Annotated in this window: 19 protein-coding genes; 8 read left to right on the forward strand and 11 right to left on the reverse strand. The window is 57.8% G+C overall.

The genetic code is table 11. From position 1 onward, the window contains the following. The first annotated feature begins 2 nt into the window (after positions 1-2). The 8 genes from HMPREF2541_RS10030 to lpdA all read left to right on the forward strand — a co-directional run bounded on the left by HMPREF2541_RS10030 (position 3) and on the right by lpdA (position 11,846). Positions 3-938: an electron transfer flavoprotein subunit alpha/FixB family protein gene (locus HMPREF2541_RS10030; protein WP_070543465.1), complete on the forward strand. Its 936-nt coding sequence runs from the start codon at positions 3-5 to the stop codon at positions 936-938. 113 nt (positions 939-1,051) lie between these two features. Then, complete coding sequence (locus HMPREF2541_RS10035; protein ID WP_064088192.1) at positions 1,052-1,690, forward strand: IMPACT family protein; 639 nt, start codon at positions 1,052-1,054, stop codon at positions 1,688-1,690. A gap of 66 nt (positions 1,691-1,756) precedes the next feature. After that, complete coding sequence (gene purD / locus HMPREF2541_RS10040) at positions 1,757-3,022, forward strand: phosphoribosylamine--glycine ligase (protein ID WP_064088191.1); 1,266 nt, start codon at positions 1,757-1,759, stop codon at positions 3,020-3,022. Positions 3,023-3,199: 177 nt separating this feature from the next. Then, positions 3,200-7,864 carry an ATP-dependent RNA helicase HrpA gene (gene hrpA, locus HMPREF2541_RS10045; RefSeq protein WP_070543467.1) on the forward strand — a complete coding sequence of 1,555 codons (4,665 nt, stop codon included), beginning with the start codon at positions 3,200-3,202 and terminating at the stop codon, positions 7,862-7,864. Positions 7,865-8,000: 136 nt separating this feature from the next. Then, complete coding sequence (locus HMPREF2541_RS10050; RefSeq protein WP_070543468.1) at positions 8,001-8,300, forward strand: toxin-antitoxin system YwqK family antitoxin; 300 nt, start codon at positions 8,001-8,003, stop codon at positions 8,298-8,300. A gap of 201 nt (positions 8,301-8,501) precedes the next feature. Then, positions 8,502-9,263, forward strand: a complete 762-nt coding sequence (locus HMPREF2541_RS10055) for a hypothetical protein (RefSeq protein WP_064088188.1) — start codon at positions 8,502-8,504, stop codon at positions 9,261-9,263. A gap of 160 nt (positions 9,264-9,423) precedes the next feature. Further along, a complete protein-coding gene (locus HMPREF2541_RS10060; RefSeq protein ID WP_064088187.1) occupies positions 9,424-10,311 on the forward strand; it encodes a toxin-antitoxin system YwqK family antitoxin in 888 nt (295 codons plus the stop codon). Positions 10,312-10,415: 104 nt separating this feature from the next. Continuing rightward, positions 10,416-11,846 carry a dihydrolipoyl dehydrogenase gene (lpdA, locus tag HMPREF2541_RS10065; protein ID WP_064088186.1) on the forward strand — a complete coding sequence of 477 codons (1,431 nt, stop codon included), beginning with the start codon at positions 10,416-10,418 and terminating at the stop codon, positions 11,844-11,846. A 268-nt stretch (positions 11,847-12,114) separates the two neighbouring features. Here lpdA and HMPREF2541_RS10070 read toward each other — a convergent pair whose 3' ends face one another. From HMPREF2541_RS10070 to HMPREF2541_RS10120, 11 genes are all read right to left on the reverse strand, one after another. After that, positions 12,115-12,780, reverse strand: a complete 666-nt coding sequence (locus tag HMPREF2541_RS10070; RefSeq protein ID WP_064088185.1) for a YiiX/YebB-like N1pC/P60 family cysteine hydrolase — start codon at positions 12,778-12,780, stop codon at positions 12,115-12,117. Positions 12,781-12,782: 2 nt separating this feature from the next. Beyond that, a complete protein-coding gene (locus tag HMPREF2541_RS10075; protein ID WP_035580848.1) occupies positions 12,783-13,187 on the reverse strand; it encodes a DUF4878 domain-containing protein in 405 nt (134 codons plus the stop codon). A gap of 144 nt (positions 13,188-13,331) precedes the next feature. After that, positions 13,332-14,015, reverse strand: a complete 684-nt coding sequence (locus HMPREF2541_RS10080) for a hypothetical protein (RefSeq protein WP_003824467.1) — start codon at positions 14,013-14,015, stop codon at positions 13,332-13,334. Between the two features lie 50 nt (positions 14,016-14,065). Beyond that, positions 14,066-14,839, reverse strand: coding sequence for a ParA family protein (locus HMPREF2541_RS10085; RefSeq protein WP_023887486.1), 774 nt, complete (start codon positions 14,837-14,839; stop codon positions 14,066-14,068). A 60-nt stretch (positions 14,840-14,899) separates the two neighbouring features. Beyond that, entirely contained in the window at positions 14,900-15,529 is a 630-nt protein-coding gene (rsmG, locus tag HMPREF2541_RS10090) for a 16S rRNA (guanine(527)-N(7))-methyltransferase RsmG (protein WP_003824470.1), read from the reverse strand. Positions 15,530-15,652: 123 nt separating this feature from the next. Then, the gene (locus tag HMPREF2541_RS10095) at positions 15,653-16,078 is read right to left on the reverse strand and encodes a PACE efflux transporter (protein ID WP_064088184.1); all 426 of its coding nucleotides are present in this window, start codon (positions 16,076-16,078) and stop codon (positions 15,653-15,655) included. A gap of 161 nt (positions 16,079-16,239) precedes the next feature. Beyond that, a complete protein-coding gene (gene gluQRS, locus HMPREF2541_RS10100) occupies positions 16,240-17,151 on the reverse strand; it encodes a tRNA glutamyl-Q(34) synthetase GluQRS (RefSeq protein WP_064088183.1) in 912 nt (303 codons plus the stop codon). An 84-nt stretch (positions 17,152-17,235) separates the two neighbouring features. Next, entirely contained in the window at positions 17,236-18,480 is a 1,245-nt protein-coding gene (locus HMPREF2541_RS10105; protein WP_070543470.1) for an NAD(P)/FAD-dependent oxidoreductase, read from the reverse strand. Positions 18,481-18,724: 244 nt separating this feature from the next. Then, entirely contained in the window at positions 18,725-20,074 is a 1,350-nt protein-coding gene (locus HMPREF2541_RS10110; RefSeq protein ID WP_064088181.1) for a TIGR00341 family protein, read from the reverse strand. A gap of 180 nt (positions 20,075-20,254) precedes the next feature. Further along, on the reverse strand, positions 20,255-22,567 hold the full coding sequence (locus tag HMPREF2541_RS10115; RefSeq protein ID WP_064088180.1) for an MMPL family transporter: 2,313 nt from the start codon (positions 22,565-22,567) through the stop codon (positions 20,255-20,257). After that, positions 22,560-24,284, reverse strand: a complete 1,725-nt coding sequence (locus HMPREF2541_RS10120) for an ApeI family dehydratase (RefSeq protein ID WP_083296822.1) — start codon at positions 24,282-24,284, stop codon at positions 22,560-22,562. The genes HMPREF2541_RS10115 and HMPREF2541_RS10120 overlap by 8 nt, the downstream gene beginning before the upstream one ends. Positions 24,285-24,315 lie beyond the last annotated feature (31 nt).

The following is a 24,315-nucleotide window of genomic DNA, read 5'->3' on the forward strand; positions in this document are numbered from 1 at the left end:
CCATGACTGTATTGATTATTGCCGAACACGACAACCAACATTTAGCCGCCGCCACGCGGCATGCCGTTACTGCCGGCAGCAAGCTGGGCGAAGTGCATGTATTGGTGGCCGGTAGCGGCGCGGCAGCGGTGGCCGAGCAGGCCAAACAAGTGGCCGGGGGGGCTAAAGTATTATTGGCTGATGCCGAACATTATGCCGGTGGCTTGGCTGAAGAGCTTGCACCTTTAGTAGTGAAATTGGCAGCGGGCTACCGCTACATTACCGCTGCTGCCAGCACCTTCGGTAAAAACCTGCTGCCGCGCGTGGCCGCCTTGTTGGATTGCCCGCAGGTTTCCGATTTAACCGAAATTGTGGACGACAAAACTTTTGTGCGCCCGATTTATGCCGGCAATGCTTTTGCCACCGTTTCCAGCGATGCGGAAACCTTGGTGCTCACCTTCCGCACCACTGCCTTTGCCGAAGCTGCCGCCAGCGGTGGTCAGGCCGAAGTGGTGCAGGTAGAGGCCGCTCCGGCTCAGGGTTTGAGCCGTTTCATTAGTCGCGAACTGGTGAAATCCGACCGCCCGGAGCTTACGCAGGCCAGAGTGGTGGTTTCCGGTGGGCGCGCCTTGGGTAGTGTTGAGCAGTTTAATGAGTTGTTGCTGCCTCTGGCTGATAAACTTGGTGCTGCCATCGGCGCTTCACGCGCGGCGGTAGATGCGGATTATGCACCCAATGATTACCAAGTAGGACAAACCGGCAAAGTGGTGGCGCCGGAGCTGTATATTGCCATCGGTATTTCCGGCGCCATACAGCACACCGCCGGTATGCAGGACAGCAAAGTCATCGTGGCCATCAACAAAGATCCAGAAGCGGCTATTTTCAATATTGCCGACTACGGCTTGGTGGCCGACTTGTTTGAAGCCGTGCCGGAGCTGACTGCGGCATTGGGTAATTAAGCGTTTCATGCGTTCGTGTTTCACGTGAAACACAGCAGGCTACCTGAAAACAATCTGCTTTCAGGTAGCCTGTTTCTTATATAATCAGCTTATTTCCTGATACCACCATTGCTATGTCAACTTCTGATACTCCCTGCACCTACCGCACTTTGGCTGAACCCGGCCAGGCTGAGTTTAAAGACAAAGGCAGCCGTTTTATTGCCTTTGCCTATCCCGTGCGCACGGCAGCAGAAGTGAAAAACTATGTGGACGCACTACGGCAGGAACACCACAAGGCTCGACATTGGTGTTATGCCTACCGTTTGGGCACAGATGGTTTGCAGTTTCGTGTCAACGACGATGGCGAACCTTCCGGCAGCGCCGGCCGGCCGATTTTGGGCCAGATTGATTCGGCCGGGCTAACCGATGTTTTGGTGGTGGTGGTGCGCTATTTTGGCGGCACGCTGCTGGGCGTACCCGGCCTGATTCATGCCTACAAAACCTCTACCCAAATGGCGTTGCAGCAAACCGCGCAGGTGGAAAAAAATATTGAAAAACGGGTAACCCTGCGCTGCGACTACCCGCATTTGAGCGAGGTTTTACGGCTGGCCAAACAGCATGGCGTGGAAGTGTTGCAGCAGGATCTACAACTGGATTGCCGCCTGCATTGCGCTGTGCCGCTGGCCAATTATGCTGCTTGTATTGATGCCTGGCAGAAAACACGTGCAGTGGAAATTTTAGAAGACACGCAAAGCAATGAAGAGGCTACCTGAAAACCGGAAGCAGGTTTTCAGGTAGCCTTTATTACAAATTACACCTTACTTTAAAAGGATACTCTAATGAAATTACTCGTTATCGGCAGCGGCGGGCGTGAGCACGCGCTAGCGTGGAAGCTGGCACAATCGCCCAAAGTGCAAACCGTGTTTGTCGCACCCGGCAATGCCGGTACGGCGCAAGAACCCAAGCTGCAAAACCTGCCTTTGAAAACGCATCAGGAACTGATTGATTTCTGCCGCCGTGAGCAGATTGCCTTTACTGTGGTCGGCCCCGAAGCGCCGCTGGCAGCCGGTATAGTGGACGACTTCCGCGCCGCCGGTCTGCCCGTGTTCGGCCCTACCCGCGCTGCTGCACAGTTGGAAAGTTCCAAAGATTTTGCCAAGGCCTTTATGGCGCGGCACGGCATCCCCACCGCGCAATATCAAACCTTTGCCGATGCGGCTGCCGCCCATGATTATGTGGCTGCTAAAGGCGCACCGATTGTGATCAAGGCAGACGGTTTGGCCGCCGGCAAAGGCGTGATGGTGGCGCAAACCGAAGAGCAGGCGCACCAAGCCATCGACCAAATGCTGCTCGACAATAAAATGGGCGATGCCGGTGCGCGCGTGGTGATTGAAGACTTTTTGCAGGGCGAGGAAGCCAGTTTTATCGTGATGGTGGACGGCACAAATGTGCTGCCGATGGCCACCAGCCAAGACCACAAACGCCTGCTCGACGGCGACCTTGGCCCGAATACCGGCGGCATGGGCGCATACAGCCCCGCGCCCATCGTTACGCCTGAGGTGTATCAGCGTGCCATGGAAGAAATCATCCTGCCAACCGTGCGCGGCATGCGCGAAGAAGGCCATGAATTTACAGGATTTCTCTACGCCGGCCTAATGATTGATGCAGATGGTGCGCCTTATACCGTGGAATTCAACTGCCGTTTCGGCGACCCGGAAACCCAGCCGATTATGAGCCGTTTGGACAGCGATTTGGTGGATTTGATTCAAGCTGCGCTGGATCGGAAACTGGATACGGCCAAAGCCGAATGGAAAGCGCAAAGCGCCGTGGGCGTGGTGCTCGCTTCGGAGGGTTATCCCGAACGTTCCAACAAAAACTACATCATCGAAGGCATCGAAGCCGCCAACCGCATCGGCAAAGTATTCCACGCCGGTACGGCCGCAGATGCCGACCACACCTTTACCAACGGCGGCCGCGTGTTATGCGTGGTGGGTTTGGGCGACGATTTGGCCGCTGCCAAACAGCAGGCCTACCGCGCCGTGGCAGAGATTGATTTCCCTGGCATGCAATATCGCCGTGATATTGCTGATAAGGCTTTGCGTTGAAACGATGTTTGAAAAATAAAAACGCGGCTCTGGTTGGGTCGCGTTTTTTTGCGTAGATGGATTAATCTATAGATTAATAAGTTTCAGGTAGCCTTTATGGCCCTGTTATCTATCAAATAGCTAAGCGCTTTTTGCTATAATTACATCCTTTGTTTTCCCTAAATTTTTCTCAGCGCAATGCAACAACCCGATTTCTCCCAAACCCTCTCCAAAGACCGCCACTTCCTGCAATCCGCCTTCAAAAATCCCAACAAATACGGCGGCTTGTCCAAAGTCGAAGAAAAATACCGAAAATCGCACGAAATCTTTTTGAAGCGCTTGGCAGCATTGCCCAAACCCGAGTTCGACAACACCCTGCCCGTTCACGAGAAGCTCGAAGAAATCAAAAAAGCCATTGCCGAACATCAGGTAACGATTATTTGCGGCGAAACCGGCTCGGGCAAAACCACGCAGCTGCCCAAGATTTGTTTGGAACTCGGACGCGGGGCGGCGGGGCTGATCGGGCATACCCAGCCGCGCCGTTTGGCCGCGCGGTCGGTGGCGGAGCGGATTGCCGAAGAGCTGAAATCGGAAATCGGCAGTGCGGTCGGCTATAAAGTGCGCTTTACCGACCACACCTCGCGTGATGCCTGCATCAAACTGATGACCGACGGCATCCTGCTGGCGGAAACGCAGACCGACCGCTACCTCGCCGCCTACGACACGATTATCATCGATGAAGCACACGAACGCAGCCTGAACATCGACTTCCTGCTGGGCTACCTGAAACAGCTCCTGCCGCGCCGCCCTGATTTGAAAGTCATCATCACCTCGGCAACGATAGACGCAGAACGTTTTTCCCAACACTTCAACGGCGCGCCCGTGCTGGAAGTGAGCGGGCGCACCTATCCCGTCGAAATCCTCTACCGCCCGCTGACCAGCAAAGACGAAGACGACGCAGAAGTGGAGTTGACCGACGCGATTGTCGATGCGGCGGACGAATTAGCGCGACACGGCGAAGGCGATATTTTGGTGTTCCTGCCGGGCGAACGCGAAATCCGCGAAGCCGCCGAAGCCCTGCGCAAATCCACACTGCGCCGCAACGACGAAATCCTGCCCCTGTTCGCACGCCTGTCGCACGCCGAGCAGCACAAAATCTTCCACCCCTCAGGCGCAAAACGCCGCATCGTGTTAGCAACCAATGTCGCCGAAACCTCGCTCACCGTACCGGGCATCAAATACGTCATCGACACCGGCCTCGCGCGCGTCAAACGCTATTCCGCACGGGCAAAAGTAGAGCAGCTTCATGTCGAAAAAATCTCCCAAGCCGCCGCCCGCCAACGCTCCGGCCGCTGCGGACGCGTCTCCGCAGGCGTGTGTATCCGACTGTTTTCAGAAGAAGACTTCAACAGCCGCCCCGAATTCACCGACCCCGAAATCGTCCGCAGCAACCTGGCCGCCGTCATCCTGCGCATGGCAGCGTTGAAACTGGGCGACGTGGTGGCATTCCCATTTTTAGAAATGCCCGATTCACGGTATATCAATGATGGATTTCAGGTGTTGCTGGAATTGGGGGCGGTTAATGAACACAACGGACTGACCAAACTCGGCGAACAAATGGCGCGTCTGCCCATCGACCCGAAAATCGCGCGCATTTTGTTGGCGGCGAAGAAGCACGACTGCATGGCGGAAATATTGGTGATCGCGTCTGCGCTGTCGATTCAAGACCCGCGCGAACGGCCGCTGGAAGCGCGGGATGCCGCTGCCAAGGCACACGAGCGTTTTACCGACAAGCAGTCGGATTTCCTTGCCTACCTGAACATTTGGGACAGTTTCCAGCGCGAGCGCGACAAAGGTTTGTCCAACAAGCAGCTGGTGCAGTGGTGCCGCCAATATTTCCTGTCGCACCTGCGGATGCGCGAGTGGCGCGAGCTGCACCACCAGCTTGCCCAAACCGCGATTGAAATGGGTTTGACCACTAAGGAAGCCGCTTTCAGACGGCCTCCCGAAGCCAAACAGCTTACGTCGTCTGAAAATGCGGGCGACCAAGACCTATCCGCCAAACTCAAACAAAAACAACTGGATAAGAAGCAACACCGCGCCCAAATCCGAGCCGCCAAAGAAGCGGGCTACGAACAAATCCACCGTGCCCTGCTCACCGGTCTCATCGCCAACGTCGGCATGAAATCGCCCGACGGCAACGACTATACCGGCGCGCGCGGCAGCCGCTTCCACCTTTTCCCCGCCTCCGCCCTGTTCAAAGTCAAACCCAAATGGGTGATGGCGGCAGAACTCGTTGAAACGACAAAACTTTATGCCCGCGATGTGGCCGCCATCCAGCCCGAATGGATCGAGCGGGAAGCGCCGCACCTCGTCCGCTACCACTATTTCGAACCGCACTGGGAACAAAAACGCGGCGAAGTCATCGCCAGCGAACGGGTTACGCTCTACGGCCTGACCGTCTTACCGCGCCGCCCCGTGTCCTACGGCAGAATCGCCCCCGAAGAAGCGCGCGAAATCTTTATCCGCAGCGCGCTAGTGGCGCAGGAATGCGATTTGAAAGCAGAATTTTTTGTCCACAACAAAAAGCTGATTAAGGAAATTACCGAACTCGAACACAAATCGCGCAAGCAGGATGTACTGGTCGATGATGAAGCCCTGTTCACGTTTTATCACAAACGGCTGCCCGATTTTTATACGGCGGATGCGGTTTCAGGCGGCCTGCACACCGAAAGCAGCCTGCACCCCCGAAGGCTACCTGAAAATCCGCAGCAACCAACCCCCTCCCCCGTGGGGGAGGGTTGGGGAGAGGGCAAAACAGTTACCACACAAAACAACTTTTCCGCAGCCGCAACAAACCCTCTCCCTACCCCTCTCCCACAGGAGAGGGAACAGAGTGCCGCAACCTCAACGGTTTCAGACGATCCCAAAGCTCAAAGGCTACCTGAAAACTCCCTATGCTACGTCGACGGTAAACCGATACTGCTGGGTGACCGTGTAACTATCGACAGCAAACAATGGCACGGCAAAATCGTTGCCTTGATTGCCGAGCAGCAATGCGACCCGTCCATCGGTTCTGCCGAAGAATGGGCGACATTACAAAGTGGCGTAATGGCGCGATTTGACGAAGCAGGCTTGGTGCACTATCCCGATGCTGAGACTGCCGGCGAACTCATCTTATTAGCACGAGCAGATGCAGCAGATGTCCTAAAATCTCAAAAGCACAACGTAGAATGTGTGGCGCAAGCCACGCACGCGGATTCCAAAGATATGGACAACCGCGTGCGTGAACCGAGTTCACACACCCTACAAAACGTTTCAGACGAGCCCAAACCCCAAAAGCAGCCTGCACCCCCCAAAGGCCGTCTGAAACCCCTCCCTCTCGCCGACATCCGCACCTTCCAAGCCTGGCTCAAAACCGCCGAGCGCGACAACCCGCACCTGTTATTCCTCAGCCGCGACGACCTCATGCAGCACGCCGCCGCGCACATCACCGAAGAACAATTCCCCAAACACTGGCAAACCGCAGACGGCAAATTCAAACTCAGCTACCGCTTCGAGCCGCACCACCCGCTCGACGGCGTTACCCTCACCCTGCCGCTCACCGTGCTCAACCGCATCAGTCCTGCCGCCCTCGAATGGCTCGTGCCCGGCATGATACGCGAGAAAATCCAGCTACAAATCAAAGCACTGCCAAAACAAATCCGCCGCATCTGCGTGCCCGTGCCCGAATTCATCACCCAATTTTTAAGCCAAAACCCCGACCGCAACGCCCCCATCCTGCCCCAACTCGCCCAAGCCATCGCCAAAACCGCAGGCGACCTCCGCATACTCGAGCAAATCAACCAAGACGAATGGGCCGCGTTCAGGCTGCCCGAACACTGCTATTTCAACCTCCGCATCATCGACGACGGCGGACAAGAATTAGCCATGGGGCGCGATTTAATCCAAATCCAACAACAACTTGGCAAAGCCGCCGCTACCACCTTCCGCGACAACACCCAAGAATTCGAGCGCGACAACGTTACTGCATGGGACATCGGCATCCTGCCCGAATCCATCAAATTCGCCCGCGGCAAACAACAGCTCACCGGCTACCTCGGCCTGCAAAAAGAAAAAGATGGCCGCATCGCCCTACGCCTGTTCGACACGTCCGCCGCCGCCGAACAAGCCCACCGATTAGGCGTGATCGAACTCATGAAACTACAACTAAAAGAACAAATTAAAGACCTGAACAAAGGCATCCAAGGCTTTACCCAAGCCGCCATGCTGCTCAAACACATCAACGCCGACACCCTGCGCGACGACCTCACCCAAGCCGTCTGCGACCGCGCCTTTATCGGCGAAGACGAGCTGCCGCGCAACGAAAAAGCCTTCAAAGAACAAATCAAACGCGCCCGCAGCCGCCTGCCCGCCGTCAAAGAAGCCCTCAGCCGCTACTTGCAGGAAACCGCCGCCGCCTACGCCGAACTGAACGGCAAACTCGGCAAACACCCGCTCACCCACCTCATGCGCCAACGCCTGCAAACCCTGCTCGCCGCCGGCTTCGCCACCCGCACCCCGTGGGCACAATGGCCGCGCCTCCCCATCTACCTCAAAGCCATGACCCTGCGCCTCGAAAAATACAGCAGCAACCCCACCCGCGACGCAGCCCGCGAAGCCGATATTCAAGAGCTGGAACAAATGTGGCAGGAGAAAACCGACAGCTTGGTAAAACAAGGACAACCCATTTCAGACGACCTTGCCGCATTTAAATGGATGATTGAAGAATTGAGAGTGTCGCTGTTTGCGCAGGAATTGAAGACACCGTATCCGGTGTCGGTGAAGCGGTTGTTGAAGGAGTGGGATAGGTTGGGTAACTAAGCTGTTTTAGCTGAGTTTCTGGCTACCTGAAAAATCAGCTTTTTATTGATAACGAGTTTACTGCGCACGAAATTAAAGACGCTTATTGTTACATAGCCTTATCTAGATTTCAGATAGTTATTTAGAGGATGGCGGAATGATAGATAGTACGTTGAAAAATCTGCATATCGCAGAAATCTTAGACGATAATGGAAACATTAAATATCGGTATACCCGATATTTGTCGGAAGATGGCACACACTGGATAAGGCATGGGTTATTTGTGGCTTATTATGAAAACGGCACGATTGCATCAAAAGGTATGTATAAACATGGTCTCGAAGACGGCCTTTGGCAAGATTATTATGATAATGGCCGTTTGGCGGCTAAAGGCTATTACAAAGATGGTGAGCAGCTGGATGGCTGGGAATACTGGGATAATGTGCCCGAGACATAGGTTCGCAATAGGCTCAATATCTTTTCAGGTAGCCTCAAACGAAGAAAGGCTACCTGAAAACTGAAATTTCAACGAAATTAATCATAGTTGCTTAAAAATATTCATATAAAACAAGCTAAAATATTCTCATGTAAACACGCCGTTTATCTTTTGGTGTAGACTGCGCGCCACCCAGCGTTTTTATTTAGGAGTAAACCCACTATGCTGAAAAATATTCTTACCGCCGCTGTATTGTCTGCCTTGCTTGGTGCCTGCGCCGCCACCGGCAGCGGCAATGCCTTCCCCGCCCGTGCCGACCAGCTTTCCGCCCGTACCGAGCAGGCGGCTGCCGCCGTGCGCCAACGCGAAGCGCAAGAAAATATCATTGCCTACTACGATGCCGACGGCGACGCTGCCGACCGTCCGATGAAAGGCGGCTACTACCGCGTGCTGATCGGCCGCACTGCCGACGGCCGCGCCGTGGTGCAGGATTTCTATCAAGACAGCCGCACCAAGCAGATTAACCCGGTTATCATCGCTAAAGACAGCGAGCTGAAAAACTTCAGTTCCGACGTGATTGAAGGCTTGGTGGTGTGGTACACCCCCGAAGGCCGCCTCACTAATTTTGCCGAAATTCATGACGGCAAATCGCAACGTGCCGGCATGTATGCTGAAAATGGCCAGCTGGTGTTGAGCATTGCGGGCGAGCCGGATGTGAAAGACATGCCCTTTGAAATGAGAGGTTTCTACGAAAACGGCAAACCGATGTTTGAGCTAATCGACAACCACACTGAAAACGGCTTGGTGCGCACCTACTACTACGCCAACGGTAACAAGCTGATGCAAAGTGTGGGCAAAGAGGATGCGGTTAAAACCGAATTCTGGAAAGAAGACGGCAGCAGCGCCACGGCAGAAGAGGTGCAAACCCAGCTGCGCGAAGGCCTCCAACGTGTGAATTATTTGATGAGCAAACACCTGCGCTAAGACCGGTGTAATCCATCAAAAGGCTACCTGAAAGTTTTCAGGTAGCCTTTTGCTATGGTGCTGCGGGCAGCATCCCGTATGGAAAAATAATGTGTTTGGCTATAGAATTGCATCAATCTGCCAATCGCGCGGATACTCACCAATTCCAATGGGGAACTCTATGAACAAACTCTTTGCCATTGTGGCAACGGCTCTATTGCTGGCCGCCTGCAATCCCAATCAAAACAATAGCCAAAACAATGCGGCATCTGCGCCGCCGGCTGCTTCCAGCCCGGTTGCCGGTCAAGCCGAAGGCCAACAGGCGCCTGCTATGGCCCTGCCTGCCGATGCAACAGAGCTTGAAGCCGCTGCCGCCAAAGCCGTGGAAGGCTATCAGCCTGCCGCTGAGAAGCAGGTGATTTATTTCGACAAAGATTCCAAACCCACCGACAAACCCAGCGCCGGCGGCTATTACCGCGAAGTGTTGGGCACCATGCCCGACGGCCGCTTAGTGGTGCAGGACTTCTACCAAGACAGCGGCAAACCGCAGATTCTGCCCGCCATTCTCTCTAAAGACGGCGATCCGAAAAATTTCTCCACCGATGTGAACGACAGCCTGGTGGTGTGGAAAGAGGAGGATGGCACGGTATCTTCCGCCGGAAAATTCATCCAAGGTAAACTGGACGGTTGGATGAGCTTATACCGCGACGGTCGCCTGGTTATCCAAGGCCGCGACAGCGATTCTGAGTTGGAAGGCGAAGTTGTATTCTTCTATAACGACGGCAAACCGATGATGTGGGTGCGCCCTGCTGCCGACAAACAGCACGTTATCCTCAGCACCTACTACCCGGGCAGCGGCAGCATTCTATTCAGTGCCATCCATAATGCTAATGGTGAAGGAGATCCTGTGATGTCCGCCTGGGACAAACAAGGCAAACCTACCGAACTGCCTGCCGTTCGGGCGGATTTGGAAGCTGTGCAGGCGGCCATGACCGATCTGCAGGAATATGCAAATCGACACGGAGCCTTGAAGGATGGCGGCGGGCAATCCGCTTCCGCACCTAAGTAATTTTATAATCTTACAGCCGCTTAACACGGAGTGATGCCAACGTTCCCATGCTAAGCGGCTGATTCTTTCCTCACCCCCGCTTTTCACACATAAAGGAGCTTCAAATGTCTCAATTCGACGTAGTGGTAATCGGCGCCGGCCCCGGCGGTTATGTTGCCGCCATCCGCGCCGCACAGCTGGGTTTCAAAACCGCCTGTATTGATGCCGGCGTGAACAAGGCCGGTGATGCCCCCGCTTTGGGCGGCACCTGCCTGAATGTGGGCTGCATCCCTTCCAAAGCCCTGTTGCAATCATCCGAGCATTTCCATGCCGCGCAGCATGACTTTGCCGAACACGGCATCACCGTGGGCAATGTGCAGTTTGATGCCGCCAAGATGATCGAACGCAAAGACGGCATCGTCACCAAGCTCACCGGCGGGATTAAATTCCTGTTTCAGAAAAACAAAGTAACCAGCCTGTTCGGTACGGCCTCTTTCGTGGGCAAAAACGGCGATTTCTGGCAGCTGGAAGTGGATAACAAAGGCGAAAAAACCACGGTTGAAGGCAAACACATCATCGTGGCCACCGGCTCCACCCCGCGCGCGCTGCCCTTGGTGGATATCGACAATGTGAACGTGCTGGATAACGAAGGCGCGTTGAATCTGACCCAAGTGCCGGCCAAGCTCGGCGTGATTGGTGCTGGCGTCATCGGTTTGGAAATGGGCTCGGTGTGGAAACGCGTGGGTTCAGAAGTCACCATTTTGGAAGCCGCTCCCGTGTTCCTTGGCGCTGCCGATCAGCAGATTGCCAAAGAAGCGTTCAAATACTTCACCCGCGAGCAAGGGCTGAATATCCAGCTGGGCGTGAAACTGAACAAAATCACCAGCGGCAGCAAAGTGGTGGTGGAATACAACGATACCAAAGGTGAAGCGCAAACTGCCGAGTTCGATAAGCTCATCGTGGCCATCGGTCGCGTGCCCAACACCCACGGCCTGAATGCCGAAGCGGTCGGCCTGCAAAAAGACGAGCGCGGCTTCATCGTGGTGGACGGAGAATGCCGCACCAATCTGCCCAACGTATGGGCCATCGGCGACGTGGTACGCGGCCCGATGCTGGCACACAAAGCCAGCGACGAAGGCGTGGCCGTGGCCGAACGCATCGCCGGCCAGAAACCGCACCTCGATTTCAACACCATCCCGTGGGTCATTTACACCGATCCGGAAATCGCCTGGGTGGGCAAAACCGAAGAGCAGCTCAAAGCCGAAGGCGTGGACTACAAAAAAGGCACGTCCGGCTTTGCCGCCAACGGCCGTGCTATGGGCTTGGGTAAAGCGAAGGGTACGGTTAAAGTGCTGGCCGATGCCAAAACCGACCGCATCTTGGGCGTGCACATGATCGGCCCGATGGTGAGTGAGCTGATTAGCGAAGGCGTGGTGGGCATGGAATTCTGCGCCAGCAGCGAAGACATCGCCCGCATCGTCCACGCCCACCCGACCCTGTCGGAAGTGGTGCACGAAGCCGCCCTGGCCGCTGACAAGCGCGCCCTGCACGGCTAATCCCGCCGCCTGCCTGTCTTGGGCGAAATGGCACGTAGGGCAGGCAGAGTGTGATGAAGGCTACCTGAAATGGTTTGCAGATTTCAGGTAGCCTTTTGTATGCCTGTGCGTTATTAAGTAGATTGGGAGGGTGAGAAAGTGTATTGTGATGGATTGGGCGTAATCCTTATGCTGCGTGGGTGCAGCAAGACTGATTGGTTGATTTTTTCAGGTAGCCTCAAAGCGGGATGAGGCTACCTGAAAACATGTGGCAGGCAGGTTTGCGGCTTTAGCGGGCATCGGCGGCGGCTTGGGTGGGGATGACGGCGAGCCATTCGATATCGCTTTGGACGAAGGCTTCGGGGAAGAGGTATTCGCCGCGAAATACGGCCAGGTCGATATTTTGCCAAGGCGGATTGAAGACGGGTGCTTGGGTGCGCACGGCATCAAGCAGGAGGATGGTGCAGTAGTAGGGCTGTTCGGCGCGGGCAGTGAGGCGGAAGGGGCGGCCGGCCTGGGCGGCGGCATGGCGGGCGCTGGCGCGGCGTTGTTCGGGGCTGAGGAAGCGGGGGCGGGCGTAGGCGGTTTGCCGGGAAAGGCGGGGTGCGGCAAATTCGGCCAGCGGGGTGAGCAGGACTTGGTTGGGATGGGCGGGGTCGTCGTCGGTGGTGGCGTGGGCAATCCATACTTCGGGCCGGGTTTGTACCACGATGCCGATGTGGGAGAAGCGGCTGCGGCTGAGCTCGCGGATGAAGCGGCTGTCGGTGGCGGTGCCGTGGCGGAATACCCAGTCGCCTTCCTGCAGGAGGCCGTTCGGGGGCAGGATGGCGGTGCGGGCAGGCAGCGGCGTATCGGCGCTGGGGCTACCTGAAAAGGCCGGGCGGCCGGCAAAAAAGATTGCCGCACACGCTGCAATCAGCAGGCAGGCGGCAATCGGGATGAGGCGGCGGCGCATGGTTAGAAGACTTGTACTTTCCAGTTGCCGTCTATTTTAATCAGCCTTACACGGTCGGTGGTGGATTCGCCGTTGCCGAATTCGATGGTGAGCTTCACGCGGGCGCGGTTTGGGTCTTGCTGGTCGATTTCGGCGGGTTCGGCGGTGATGTTTTTCACGCCGCCGCGTGTTTCGGCTTTGGCTTTCACTTCGGCGGCCGAGGAGCGCATTTTGCCTTCTACCATTTCTTTTTCGCCGGGTTTGGCATCGGCGGGGATATAGAGCATGGCCACCACGGCGTCGCCGTTGCCGTTGTAGGCGTTGCGGATAAATTGTTCGGCGGTTTTTTCGGGCGTGCCGCCGCCGGAACAGGCGGCAATAAACAGGGTAAGGGCGAAGGCGGCAAGGGCTTTAAACAGGGTGCGCATGGGCATCTCCGTGATGGTGGTGGGAAAATGGGACTTTACAAAGTGGGGCGAGGCTTGTCAAACGGGGTTTCAGGTAGCCTGCTATGTTTACGAGGCTATCTGAAAGTGTTGTAGCCATGGGGTTGTAAAGGGGTATGGCTGCCGCTAAAGAAAAACCATCTGGTGTTGCTGGAAAAAATAATGCTTTCCCACCTGCACTTTGGCTTGGTCGGAAATCCAAAAATTCGGTTTAAGGAGCAGTTCGCCCTTCATCAGTTTGGCTTTATGGCTGGTTTTCTTGATGTTTTTAACGATGTCTTGGTAGATGGCACACATCGGGTAGGCGTCGGTGGAATAGTTGCCACGTAGATTGTCGTTTTTATCGGCCAGGCTGATGGTTTTAGGGTAGCTCAGTTGTAGGCCGAAAGCATTTTGGCTTTCGAAGTAGGCGGTGGAGAGTTGCTGCTTGCCTTGCCGATAGAGCAGATAGAAGGGATCGAGCTCCATAAAGGGCTCTTTGCTCCGCACGAGTTTGTATTCTTCCGATACCTTGCCGCCGAGCACCACTTCCGGGAAAGCCAGCTTGCTGGTTTGGTCGATCATCCCCTGCCGCATTGTGTCTACGATGGTATTCAGCGTTTTATGGTCATATTCTGCTTCGTTGCGCAGTATTTTCTCGAAATACAAGCGATAGGCAGCGAAGATTTCCTGCTTTTCGGTGTGGGTGTAATCGATGCCCACGCGGGTGTTGTGGATAACAAACTCATAATCATCCCGGCCGAATATGGCCTCAAACTCTTGTGGGGTGATCACGAAGTTAAATTTGTGCCAAGTATTTGCGAAGTACATGGATCACGCGATATTGAGAGGGCAGGTTTCAGGTAGCCTGCGCTGTTGGCTTAAGCCGCTTTGCAGCGGGCGATGACTTCGTCGGCCAGTTCCAGATAGGCGATGCTGCCTTTGGCTTTTGGGTCGTAGGCCAGGGCGGGCATGCCGTGGCTGGGGGCTTCGGCCAGGCGCACGTTACGCGGGATGATGGTGTTGAACACGAGGCGGGAGAAGTGTTTTTCCAGCTGCTCGCCCACTTCCAGCGACAGGCGGCTTTGCGGGTTGTACATGGTGCGCACGATGCCGAGGATGTCGAGCTTGGGATTGATGGCTTTGCGGATTTTGCGCACGGTGGCGATGAGGTCGGAAATGCCTTCGAGGGCGTAGTATTCGCATACCATGGGCACGATGAGGCGGTCGGCGGCCACGAGGCCGTTGAGGGTGAGCAGGGTGAGGGTGGGCGGGCAGTCGATGAGGATGTAGTCGTATTCCGGCAAAAGCGGCTTGATGGCGGTTTTGAGGCGCATCTCGCGGGCGATTTCCTGAATCAGCTCCACTTCGGCGCCGGCCAGGGAGCGGTTGGCGCCGAGGATGTGGTAGCGGCCGTGCGGGCTTTTGAGGCGGGAATCGGCGGCTGCGGCTTGCTCTAGCAGCACTTGATAGGTGCCGCTGCGCAGGCTGCTTTTGTCGATGCCGCTGCCGGTGGTGGCGTTGCCCTGCGGGTCGAGATCCACCACCAGTACGCGTTGTTTGCGTTCGGCCAGGGAAGCGGCCAGATTGACGGCGGTGGTGGTTTTGCCCACGCCGCCTTTTTGGTTGGCTATGGCGATAACGGTAGCGCTCATCATCTGGCCTTTCTATGGGAAGGGGTTGGGGGAAACTGAAAATTCAGGCTAAGTGCGATTTCATGCACGCTTGGGGCGCATAATCACCATATGCCGCTCGGCTTCCAGCATGGGCACATCGAGCTTATCGGCAGACACCACTTCGATATTCGCGGGCAGCTGCTCGATTTCTTCGTAGGGATACACGCCTTTCATGGCGGCCCAGTAGCCGTTTTCGTTGAGCAGGTGTTTGGTGAGCGCGGCAAAATCGGCCAGCTCGGCAAAAGCGCGGCTGGTGACCACGTCCACTTTTTTATCGTAGATGGTTTCCACACGGCCGGCGGCCACGGTAACGTTGCTCAAGCCAAGCTCAATCACGGTTTGCTGCAAGAATGCGGTTTTTTTGGTGTTGGCGTCGAGCAGGGTGATTTGAAGGTCGGGGCGGCAGATGGCGGTGGGAATGCCGGGCATGCCGCCGCCGGAGCCAACGTCCATCAGGGTTTTTGCCTCTTTCACATAGGGCAGCAGGGTGAGGCTGTCGAGAATGTGGCGGCTGATGATTTGGTCGTTTCGGCGCAGGGCGGTGAGGTTGTAAGTGCGGTTCCACTTTTGCAGCAGCGAAGCGTGTTCGAGCAGCAAAAGCTGCTGGGCGGTGGAAAGGTTGAGGCCGAGGGCGGCAAGGCCTTCTTGCAGTTGTTGTTTGTTGTCCATAATTGTGTGTTTGAATTTTGGATAAAGATTAGGGCTACCTGAAAAGGGTTCGGCTGTTTCAGGTAGCCTGTTGGAATGTTGGGCGGATTTTACTCCATCTATACAAAGAATAAAATCTGGCGGCTAGGAAACCTTGTGCCGACTGGCCAGCCAATAGGCACGGATGTGGTCGAACGCCCAGTTGTAGACCAGGGAGTAGAGCACAATCAAGAGGGTGAGGCTGATGTCGGTGAGCAGTGCCTGCCACAGCGTAATTTGCAGGAACCAGGCAATCAGCGGCGTGGTGAAAAACAGCAGCCCGCCTTCAAACGCGCCGGTTTGCAACATCCTCACGCCCCAACCGCGCCGCTCGCGCCGGCCGGTGAAGATTTTGTCGAACCCCCAGTTGAACAGGAAATTCCACACCATCGCCGTGACCGACACCGCCACGCTCATGCCAAACGCCGTGCCGGCATGGGAAAGCCCAAACAGCAGCACGGCCACGGCAGAAATCAGCACCGCGCCGGTTTCAAACAGCAAGGCATGAATAAAACGCTCGAAAAAGCTCACGATTCGGCTCGTGTGGGGGAGAAGCCAATATTATATAGCGGATTAAAATGAGAATGGGGTAAGGCGGCGGGCCGTAGATAGTACAAGGAAGTACAGCAAGGCGAGTAACGCAGTAGCATTCTTATTTGAATCCACTATCACTGAGAGGCTACCTGAAAGTTTCAGGTAGCCTTATCTACTGCTGCCTCAGCTACTATCGGCCGGATAGGCACGGTTTGCAGCTGCCAGTGTTGCACTGCCCAGCCAAGCAGCTCTTGCGGTTTATCCACTGCGGGCGCAGGCGGCAGTTTCAGGTAGCCCATCACTTGGCGCAGCAGGGCTTCTTTGTGGTGTAAATCCAGCGCGGGGGCGAGGGTTTGTTTCGACCATTTCTGCCCTTCGGCATTGGTGAGCAGGGGCAGGTGGGCATAGTGCGGGGTGGGGAGGCCGAGGCAGCGTTGCAGCCAGATTTGGCGCGGGGTGGACACGAGCAAATCCTGCCCGCGCACGATGTGGGTGATGCCTTGTTCGGCGTCGTCGGCCACCACGGCGAGCTGGTAGGCCCACAGGCCGTCGGCGCGCAGGAGGACGAAATCGCCGATGTCGCGGGCGAGGTTTTGTACATAACGGCCGACGATGCCGTCGGTGAAGGTGACGGTTTCATCGGGCACGCGCAGCCGCCAGGCGGGCACTCTGCCGGCGGCTTTGGGCGGCGGGGCGGCGAGCCGTGCACAGGCGCCGTTGTAAACGAAGCCGTCCACGCCCTGCCGCGCTTGGGCATGCCATTGTTTGCGGCTGCAATAGCAGGGGTAGGCGAGGCCGCTTTGCTGCAGGCTGTGCAGGGCGGCGCGGTAGAGATGGTGGCGGCGGCTTTGGTAGGCCACTTCGCCGTCCCATTCAAAGCCGAATGCTTCGAGGGTGCGCAGGATATGGGCGGCAGCACCGGGCATTTCGCGCGGCGGGTCGAGATCTTCCATCCGCACCAGCCAGCGCCCGCCCGCCGCCCGGGCATCTGCATAGGAAGCCAGGGCGGTGAGTAGCGAGCCGATGTGCAAGAGGCCTGTGGGGCTGGGGGCGAAGCGTCCGATATACATGGGGAGGGCTTGGTTTAATAGCGTTAAAACTGGGTTTTCAGGTAGCCCCTGTGTGGGATGCAGGCTACCTGAAAATTCATCCGCTTATTCGCACTGCTGCACACCCACGGTTTCGGCCAGGGCTTTGAGGCGGCGTTTGGATTTTTCCACGTAGGGGTTGTTGCTGTCCCAGGCGTAGCCGGCGAGGATGGAACTGATCATGCGGCTGATTTCGGGGTTGCGGTTGGGGGCGTAGATGGCGTCTTGGAAGCTGCCGTCATACCAGCCGTTCACATAGGTGCGGAAGGCGTTGACGCCCGTCATCAGCGGTTCGGCGAATTCGCGCTGCCAATCGGTTTCTTGGCCTTTGAGCTGGCGGGCGAGCAGGTCGGCGGCGAGTTTGGCCGAGTGCATGGCGATGGTAACGCCGGAGGAGAAGACGGGGTCGAGGAATTCGGCGGCGTTGCCCAAGAGAGCGAAGTGGCGGCCGTGCAGGGTTTTGACGTTGGCGGAATAGCCTTTGATGTGGCGGAAGGGGAAGTCGTTTTCCCATTGGGCCTTGCCCAAAATGCGCACGAGCATGGGGATTTCGGCGGCGTAGCGGCGCAGGATGGCTTCGGAATCGCCCAGGCCGGCGAAGCGTTCGGGCAGGCCGACCACGCCGATGGAGCAGCGGTTGTCGCCGAAGGGGATGAGCCAGAGCCATACGTCGCGGTGCACCGGGTGGGTGGAGATGAGGATTTTGCTGCGGTCGAAATCAGGGTCGGTGATGTTGTCGTCGATGTGGGTGAAGTGGGCTTCGCGCATGGGCAGGTCGGACGGGGTGTCGAGGTTGAGCAGGCGGGGGAGCACGCGTCCGTAGCCGCTGGCGTCGAGTACGAAGTGGGCGGTAAGTTCGTAGGCTTCGCCGTTGTCGGTTTCCACGCTGAGGCGGGCGGTGTCGCCGCTGTTGTCGAAGGCGGTAACGGCGTAGCCGAAGCGCACGTCCGCCCCTTGTTTGGCGGCTTCGTCGATCAGGATTTTATCGAAGATGCCGCGGCGCACTTGGTAGGTGGTGCCGGGGCCGGGGGTGAATTTGTCGGTGAAGTCGAAATAGGTGTAACGGTTGCCCCAAGTGAAGGCAGCGCCGTTTTTAAACTGGAAGCTGGGCTCGGCTTCTACGGCTGGTAGGAAACCGGCTTCTTCGATGAATTCCATGCAGTGCGGCAACAGGCTTTCGCCGATCACGAAGCGGGGGAAATGCTGCTTTTCGAGCACGCACACGGAAAAGCCGTGTTTGAGCAGCAGGGCGGCGGCGACTGCGCCGGAGGGGCCGGCGCCGATGATGGCGATATCGCAGGATTGGGACATGTTTGGTCTCCTTAAGGATGGGGGTGTGGGTTTCAGGTAGCCTTTCAGACGGCCTGGAAGGCTACCTGAAAATCGTGGGATAAGGTTTGCGCGGCATCAATATATAAAACCGTATGGGTTTAAGTTTCAGACGGCCTTTTTGTAGTAGCGGGCGGGTTTCGTCATTCATAATGCACACTAGGGGAGGCTACCTGAAAAGTTCTAGCTAGCCTCCGGGGTTCAGGCGAAATATTTGAGGGATGGCCTATTTGTCCAAAACTTTGGTATTAATCAACAAGCGCACCGCTGTACCTTCATAACGTTGGTTCAGCCACGCCTGTAACCGTTCGTGGTCTTTGGCGGGCAGAGGTTGGGTGAATTCGAGCAAGACCACGACAATATTGTTATTGATGTCCGCCGGTTTGTTTTGACTGCTTTCAGGCTGCTCCTGTGTAGTGGGTGCCGTTTGCGTTTTCTCCCAAACCACGCTGCGTCCGACAACGATTTTTTCCGCTTCGGGATATTGGGCCTTTATTTCTCTCAGTACTGCTGTATCTACGCTACTAGCGGCTTTGTCTGTCAACCCTTCTTCTGTTTCTTCACCGTCTCCCCCCGCATAGGCTATTTTCACTTGCGGCTCTTTCACGCCTGCCGTTTCCAGACTTTTAACCAGCAGGGCGGTAATTTTATCGGCATTTCCCGTTCCGTTGACAATCAGCTCGACTGCATGCTGTTTGTGGTTCAATATCTTACGCAGCACCAAGAACCCTTCATGCTGCTGCACGGTGGCGATGGCGGCGTTGGCTTTGGTGTTGAACAATTCCTGGCGTACCAACTCTGAGGCCATATAGCCGCTCGGAATCATCACAGCCAGCACGATGGCAGTAATAATAATACTGTGCAGCCTGCGTTTGGATTCGGTTACCAGCCCCCTGCGCGGCAGCTTGAGCAGTTTGGAAACCAGCAAGGTGGCAAAAGCGATGAATACACAGTTGATGGAAAACAGATAAAAAGCACCGAAAAAATAGTGCCAGTTACCGTGTGCCAATCCGTAACCCGCAGTACACAGGGGCGGCATCAGTGCGGTGGCAATTGCCACGCCCGGTATGGCGTTGCCTCCTTCTTTTCGGGTCAGGGCCACAATGCCTGCGCCACCACCGAAAAAGGCAATCAATACATCCCAGATGGTCGGCTGAGTACGCGCCAAAAGCTCGCTTTGCGCTTCTTTCAGCGGAGTGAGCAGGAAATACAGTGTGGCGGTAACCAAACTGATGGCAACGCATACGGTAAGATTGCGCACCGCTTGGCGGATCAGTGCAGTATCGCCTACCGCCAAACCGTAACCCACACCGACGATCGGCCCCATCAACGGGGAAATCAACATTGCTCCAATCACTACCGCCGTGCTGTTCACATTCAAACCGATACTCGCCACCGCAATGGCAAACATCAATACCCACATATTGGTTCCCGACGCCTGCGTATTGGCACGGATGTCGGCATCGATTTTGTCGGGATGAGCTTGGTCATAGTCAAGGCTGAACACATCTTGCAGCTTGGCCATGGCGTCATTGTCTTCTGCTTCTTGTTCTTTATTATTCTCCTGTTCTTGCATCTACTTATCCTTAAATCTTAACGATGAGTTTTGAATGCTGTGCCAACAATTGCAATCAAATATCGGCAGCACACTTTTCAGTTGATTAAAGCCATCTTTAATTGCTTTGAAGAAACTCCAACTTGACTTGGCCAAAATATCGATCCATTCCGTTGAAGCTCATGCTTTCAGGTAGCCTTTTCAGACGGCCTCCCGCCCCGCGCCTTCCTTCTTCAGCAGCCAGGCCGAGAGCAATACGTTCAGCCCCACGCCGAGCGATACGGTGATGCCGAAGGCGGCGACGGCGGGGGTGGTGCTGATGGCGAGCAGCAGGAATGAGATGGCGGTGGTGAGGGCGGCGAGGAGGATGCCGCCGAGTTTGGCGGCGGGGGTTTCGCGGGCGGTGAGGGCGTAGACGGCGTAGTCCGCGCCCACGGCGGCCACCAAGAGCAGGCCGAACATGGCGAACAGGCTGATGGGCAGGCCGAGCCAGCCGAGCAGGCCGACGGTGGCGGCGGCGGAAATCATGGGCACGGCGAGGATGAGGCTGCCGCGCCGTGCGCCGAAGATGCGCCACAGCACGAGCCAGGCCAGGGCGAAGGAGGCGAGTTTGAGCCAGGCGGCGTGGTTGCGGGTGTGGCGGAAGAGTTCGTTCAGCCGGGAGCGTTTGTCCACCAGCCGGGCGCAGGTGCCGCCTTGGTTGCAGGGCAGCTCGGAGAGTGCGGTTTGCACGGCGGCGGCATCGTTCAGGCCTTGCACGCGCACGAGGGCGGCTTCTTGGCCTTGGATGTTGCCCAGATAGAGGGTGCGCCAGGCTTCGGCGGTTTGCCCGCTTAAGGCTTGATCAAGCGGGACGACGGGCTGGGCGGCGGCCTGTTGCAGGGCGGTTTGGATGGTGTCGGACTTCAGGCCGAGCTGGAGCATGGGCTCGGCCGACGGGGCGGGCTGTTCGGCTAGGCGGCGCAGTTGGGCGAGCAGAGCTTGCTGCTCTTCGGCGGGCAGCAGCCATTGGTTGAGCGACTGCACGCCGCCGAGTTCGCCTTTGCCGACCAAGGGTTGCAGGGCGGCTTCCACTTGCGCGCTGCGGCGCAAGAGTTCGTCTGCATTGCCGGCCTGCACGAGGATGCTGCGGCCGCCGGTGTCGTTGCCGCTGATGTCGGCCACTTGGCGCATTTCGGCGATGAGTTGGGGCGATAAGGCCGCCCAGTCGCGGATGTCGTCGCGCCAATCGGTTTTCAGGTAGCCTGCGGCGGCCAGCGGCAGGATGGGCAGGAGCAGCCAGTGCAGGCGGGCGGCAGCGAGTTTGTGCATGGCGGCGGCAAACCGGGCGGCGCGGGGGCGGTAGCCGTAGAACAGCGGTGGCAGCAGGAGCACGGTGGCGGCAAACGCGCCGCCGAGCGCGGCCACGGAAAACACGGCAGTTTGGCGCAGCACGGGCAGCGGGGTGAAGGCAAGCAGCAGGTAGCCGGTAGCGGTGATGCCCAAGCCGGCGAGGAAGGCGGGCAGGACGCGGCGCATGGCCTCTTTGGCCGCCCAGTCGGGAGAAAACACCGAGGGCGTGAGCCAGTGCAGCGGGAAGTCCACCAGCATCCCCACCAGGCTGGTGCCGATCACGACGGTGAGGATATGAATCTGCCCGAACGCGCCCACCACGGCCGCCGCACCGAGCAGCATGCCCGCGCCCAGCGGCAACACCAGCGCAAACACGCGCGGGCTGCGGAACACGGCCAACAGCAGGGCGAAGGTGAGCGACAGGCCGATGGCGGACATTAGGCCGCTTTCGCGTTCGGATTGGGTTTTGGCTTCGGCGGCAAACAATGCGCCGCCAGCGGCCAGCAGGCGGTAGCCGCCACGCTCGGCTTGGGCGCGGGAATCGGCCAGAAGCGGCAGCAGGCGTTCGGCCTGATCGGCGGCGGCTTTTTCAGGTAGCCTGGCACGCAGCCATACCCAAGTGATGCCGTCTTGTTCGCTATACATCATGCCGTTGCCGCTGTGCCATTGCAGGCGGCCGGAGGGCTGTTTTTGCTGCACGAAGCGGGCGAAGCCGAGCCAGTCGTCTTCCAGCGGCACGATTTGCGCGGCAAACGGGTTGGCCGCGTCTTCGGCGCGTTGTTGGAAATAGGCGGCGGGGTCGTGCAAGAGCAGCTGCTGCTGTTCGCGCGGCAGGGCGTTCACGCCGAGGCGGCCGATTTCCTGCCGCAGTTGCGCCAAATCGGGGTTTAAGCGGCTGTCCACCGCGGCGAACAGGCCGCTGTTCTGCCAGCGGCCGGCCACTTGTTCGGCGGCGGCAAAGGCGCGGTCGGCATCTTCGCTGCCCACCAAGAGCAGGATTTGGCCGTTGAGCTGTTTTTCGCCCGCTTCGTCTGCCGCGCGCCACACCGCGTCCACCTGCGCATCGGCGGGCAACAGCGCGGTGAGGTCGGTTTGCAGGCGGCCGCCTTGCGCTATCCCCCAGCCCAGCCATGCGGTGGCGAAGGCCAGCAGCAGGGCATACAGCCACGCGAGCCTAGTCATGCAACGCCACCCTGCCCGAAGCACAAGGCGTGTCGCCCTGCCTGATGGCGAAATGGATTTTGTTTTTCGCCGTGTCGTGCCGCAGCGTGAGCTGCACCGTGTCGTTCGGGCGCACAAAGTGTTGGTATTTCAGGTTTTCGATGTGTTGCACCGTTTTTCTGCCCCAGTCGAAGCGTGCCGCCAAATCCATCGCCCACTGCACTTCGATCACGCCGGGCACCAGCGGGAAATCGGCGAAATGGCCGCCGAACCAAGCCAAATCCAGCGGCACGGTGCCTTCAAACGCATATTCGCGCGCTTCTGCGTTTTCGTGCAGCAAAGCCCATTGCGGCGCGGTTTGCGGCACGGTAAAGGCCGTCTGAAAATCCTGCTCGCGGATTTTCGCCTGCGGGTTGCGCGGCAGGGCGGCGGCGAAACGCCAATAGCGCGGCAGCGCGGCGGTGTCTTGCGTTTTGGCCAGATGCTGTTTCAGGGTTTGCACCACGGCGGCGCGCCCCTGTTCGCGCAGCGCGGCAATGCCCTCGGCGGAAAGTGCCGCCCAGGCGGCAATCCGGCCGTGCTGCGGATGGCGGGAGCAATGCGCGTCGGCCACCCAGGCGTGGGCGAGCAAATCGTGCTCCAGCTGCGCCAGCGACACGCGCTTGTCTTCCAGCTTGATGATGCGGTCTTGGCGGCCGAGCAGCTCCAGCCGGCGGTCGTCCAGCCGTACCGCATCGGCAGTTTGCCGCACCCCGCCGCTCCACGGCGAGGCTACCTGAAAAATATTTTCTTCGTTCACCGAAGCCTCCACTGCGGGCAGCAGCTCCCAAGCGCCGCCCTGCCGCAGCGCCATCACGCCGGTTTCCGTGCTGCCGTACACATCGTGCGGCGCAAAGCCCAGCTTCTCTTGCAGCAGCGCGGCGGTGGCCTCCGGCAGCATCCCGCCCGCGCTGATGATGCCGCGCACATTTTGCCGCAGCCGCGCCCAATCGCGCCCTTCGCCCAAACGGTTCAACAGCGCGGGGCTGGCAATCCACACGCATTCACGGCGCGAATCGGCCAGCAGCAATTCGGGATACACGCACTGCCGCCGCCCGATTGCCCAGCCTGCCGCCAGCGACACGAACACGCGGAAGGTCAGCCCGTATAAATGCTGTGGGCTCACGCTGCCCACGGCTGCCAGGCCGCGCCAGCTTTCAGGTAGCCTTTCGGCCAACGCCGCCGCTTCGGCCTGCATCTGCACGCGCGTTTTGGTTTCCACCTTCGCCTCGCCCGAAGAGCCGGAAGTTTTCAGATACAGCACGTTTTCACGCGGCCATTCAAACGCTTCCGCCGGCGCGGCCGCCTGCTCCGCCGCCCCGTCGTACAGCCAGAGGCCGTCTGAAACTTCCGGCACGTCGCTCAACCACACCGCCCCGCCCGCTTCCGCCCAACGGCGGTTTTCCTCCGCCAGATTCGGCGGCAGATACACCTCCGCCCCCGCCAGCCAAGCGGCCAGCAGCGCGGAAGCAAAGCGCGCCGCATCGTCGAACCACAGCGCGGCGGCCTGCACCTTGTGCGCACGCAAACGCGCGACCAGCGAGAGCGTGGCGGCGGAAAACTGCGAGGCCGTCCAGCCTTCGGCCAACGGGGAATCGGGGGAGCGGTTTAAAAGCGGGAGGATGGGCATGGTTTCGGATTGGATACTGGATAAGGGATGGGTGGTTTTCAGGTAGCCTTTAAGGCTACCTGAAAACATTAAAATAGCAGGTTGGGCTATTGGGTTCGAT

Source organism: Eikenella sp. HMSC061C02, from assembly GCF_001809035.1.
GTDB classification, from domain to species: Bacteria; Pseudomonadota; Gammaproteobacteria; order Burkholderiales; family Neisseriaceae; genus Eikenella; species Eikenella corrodens.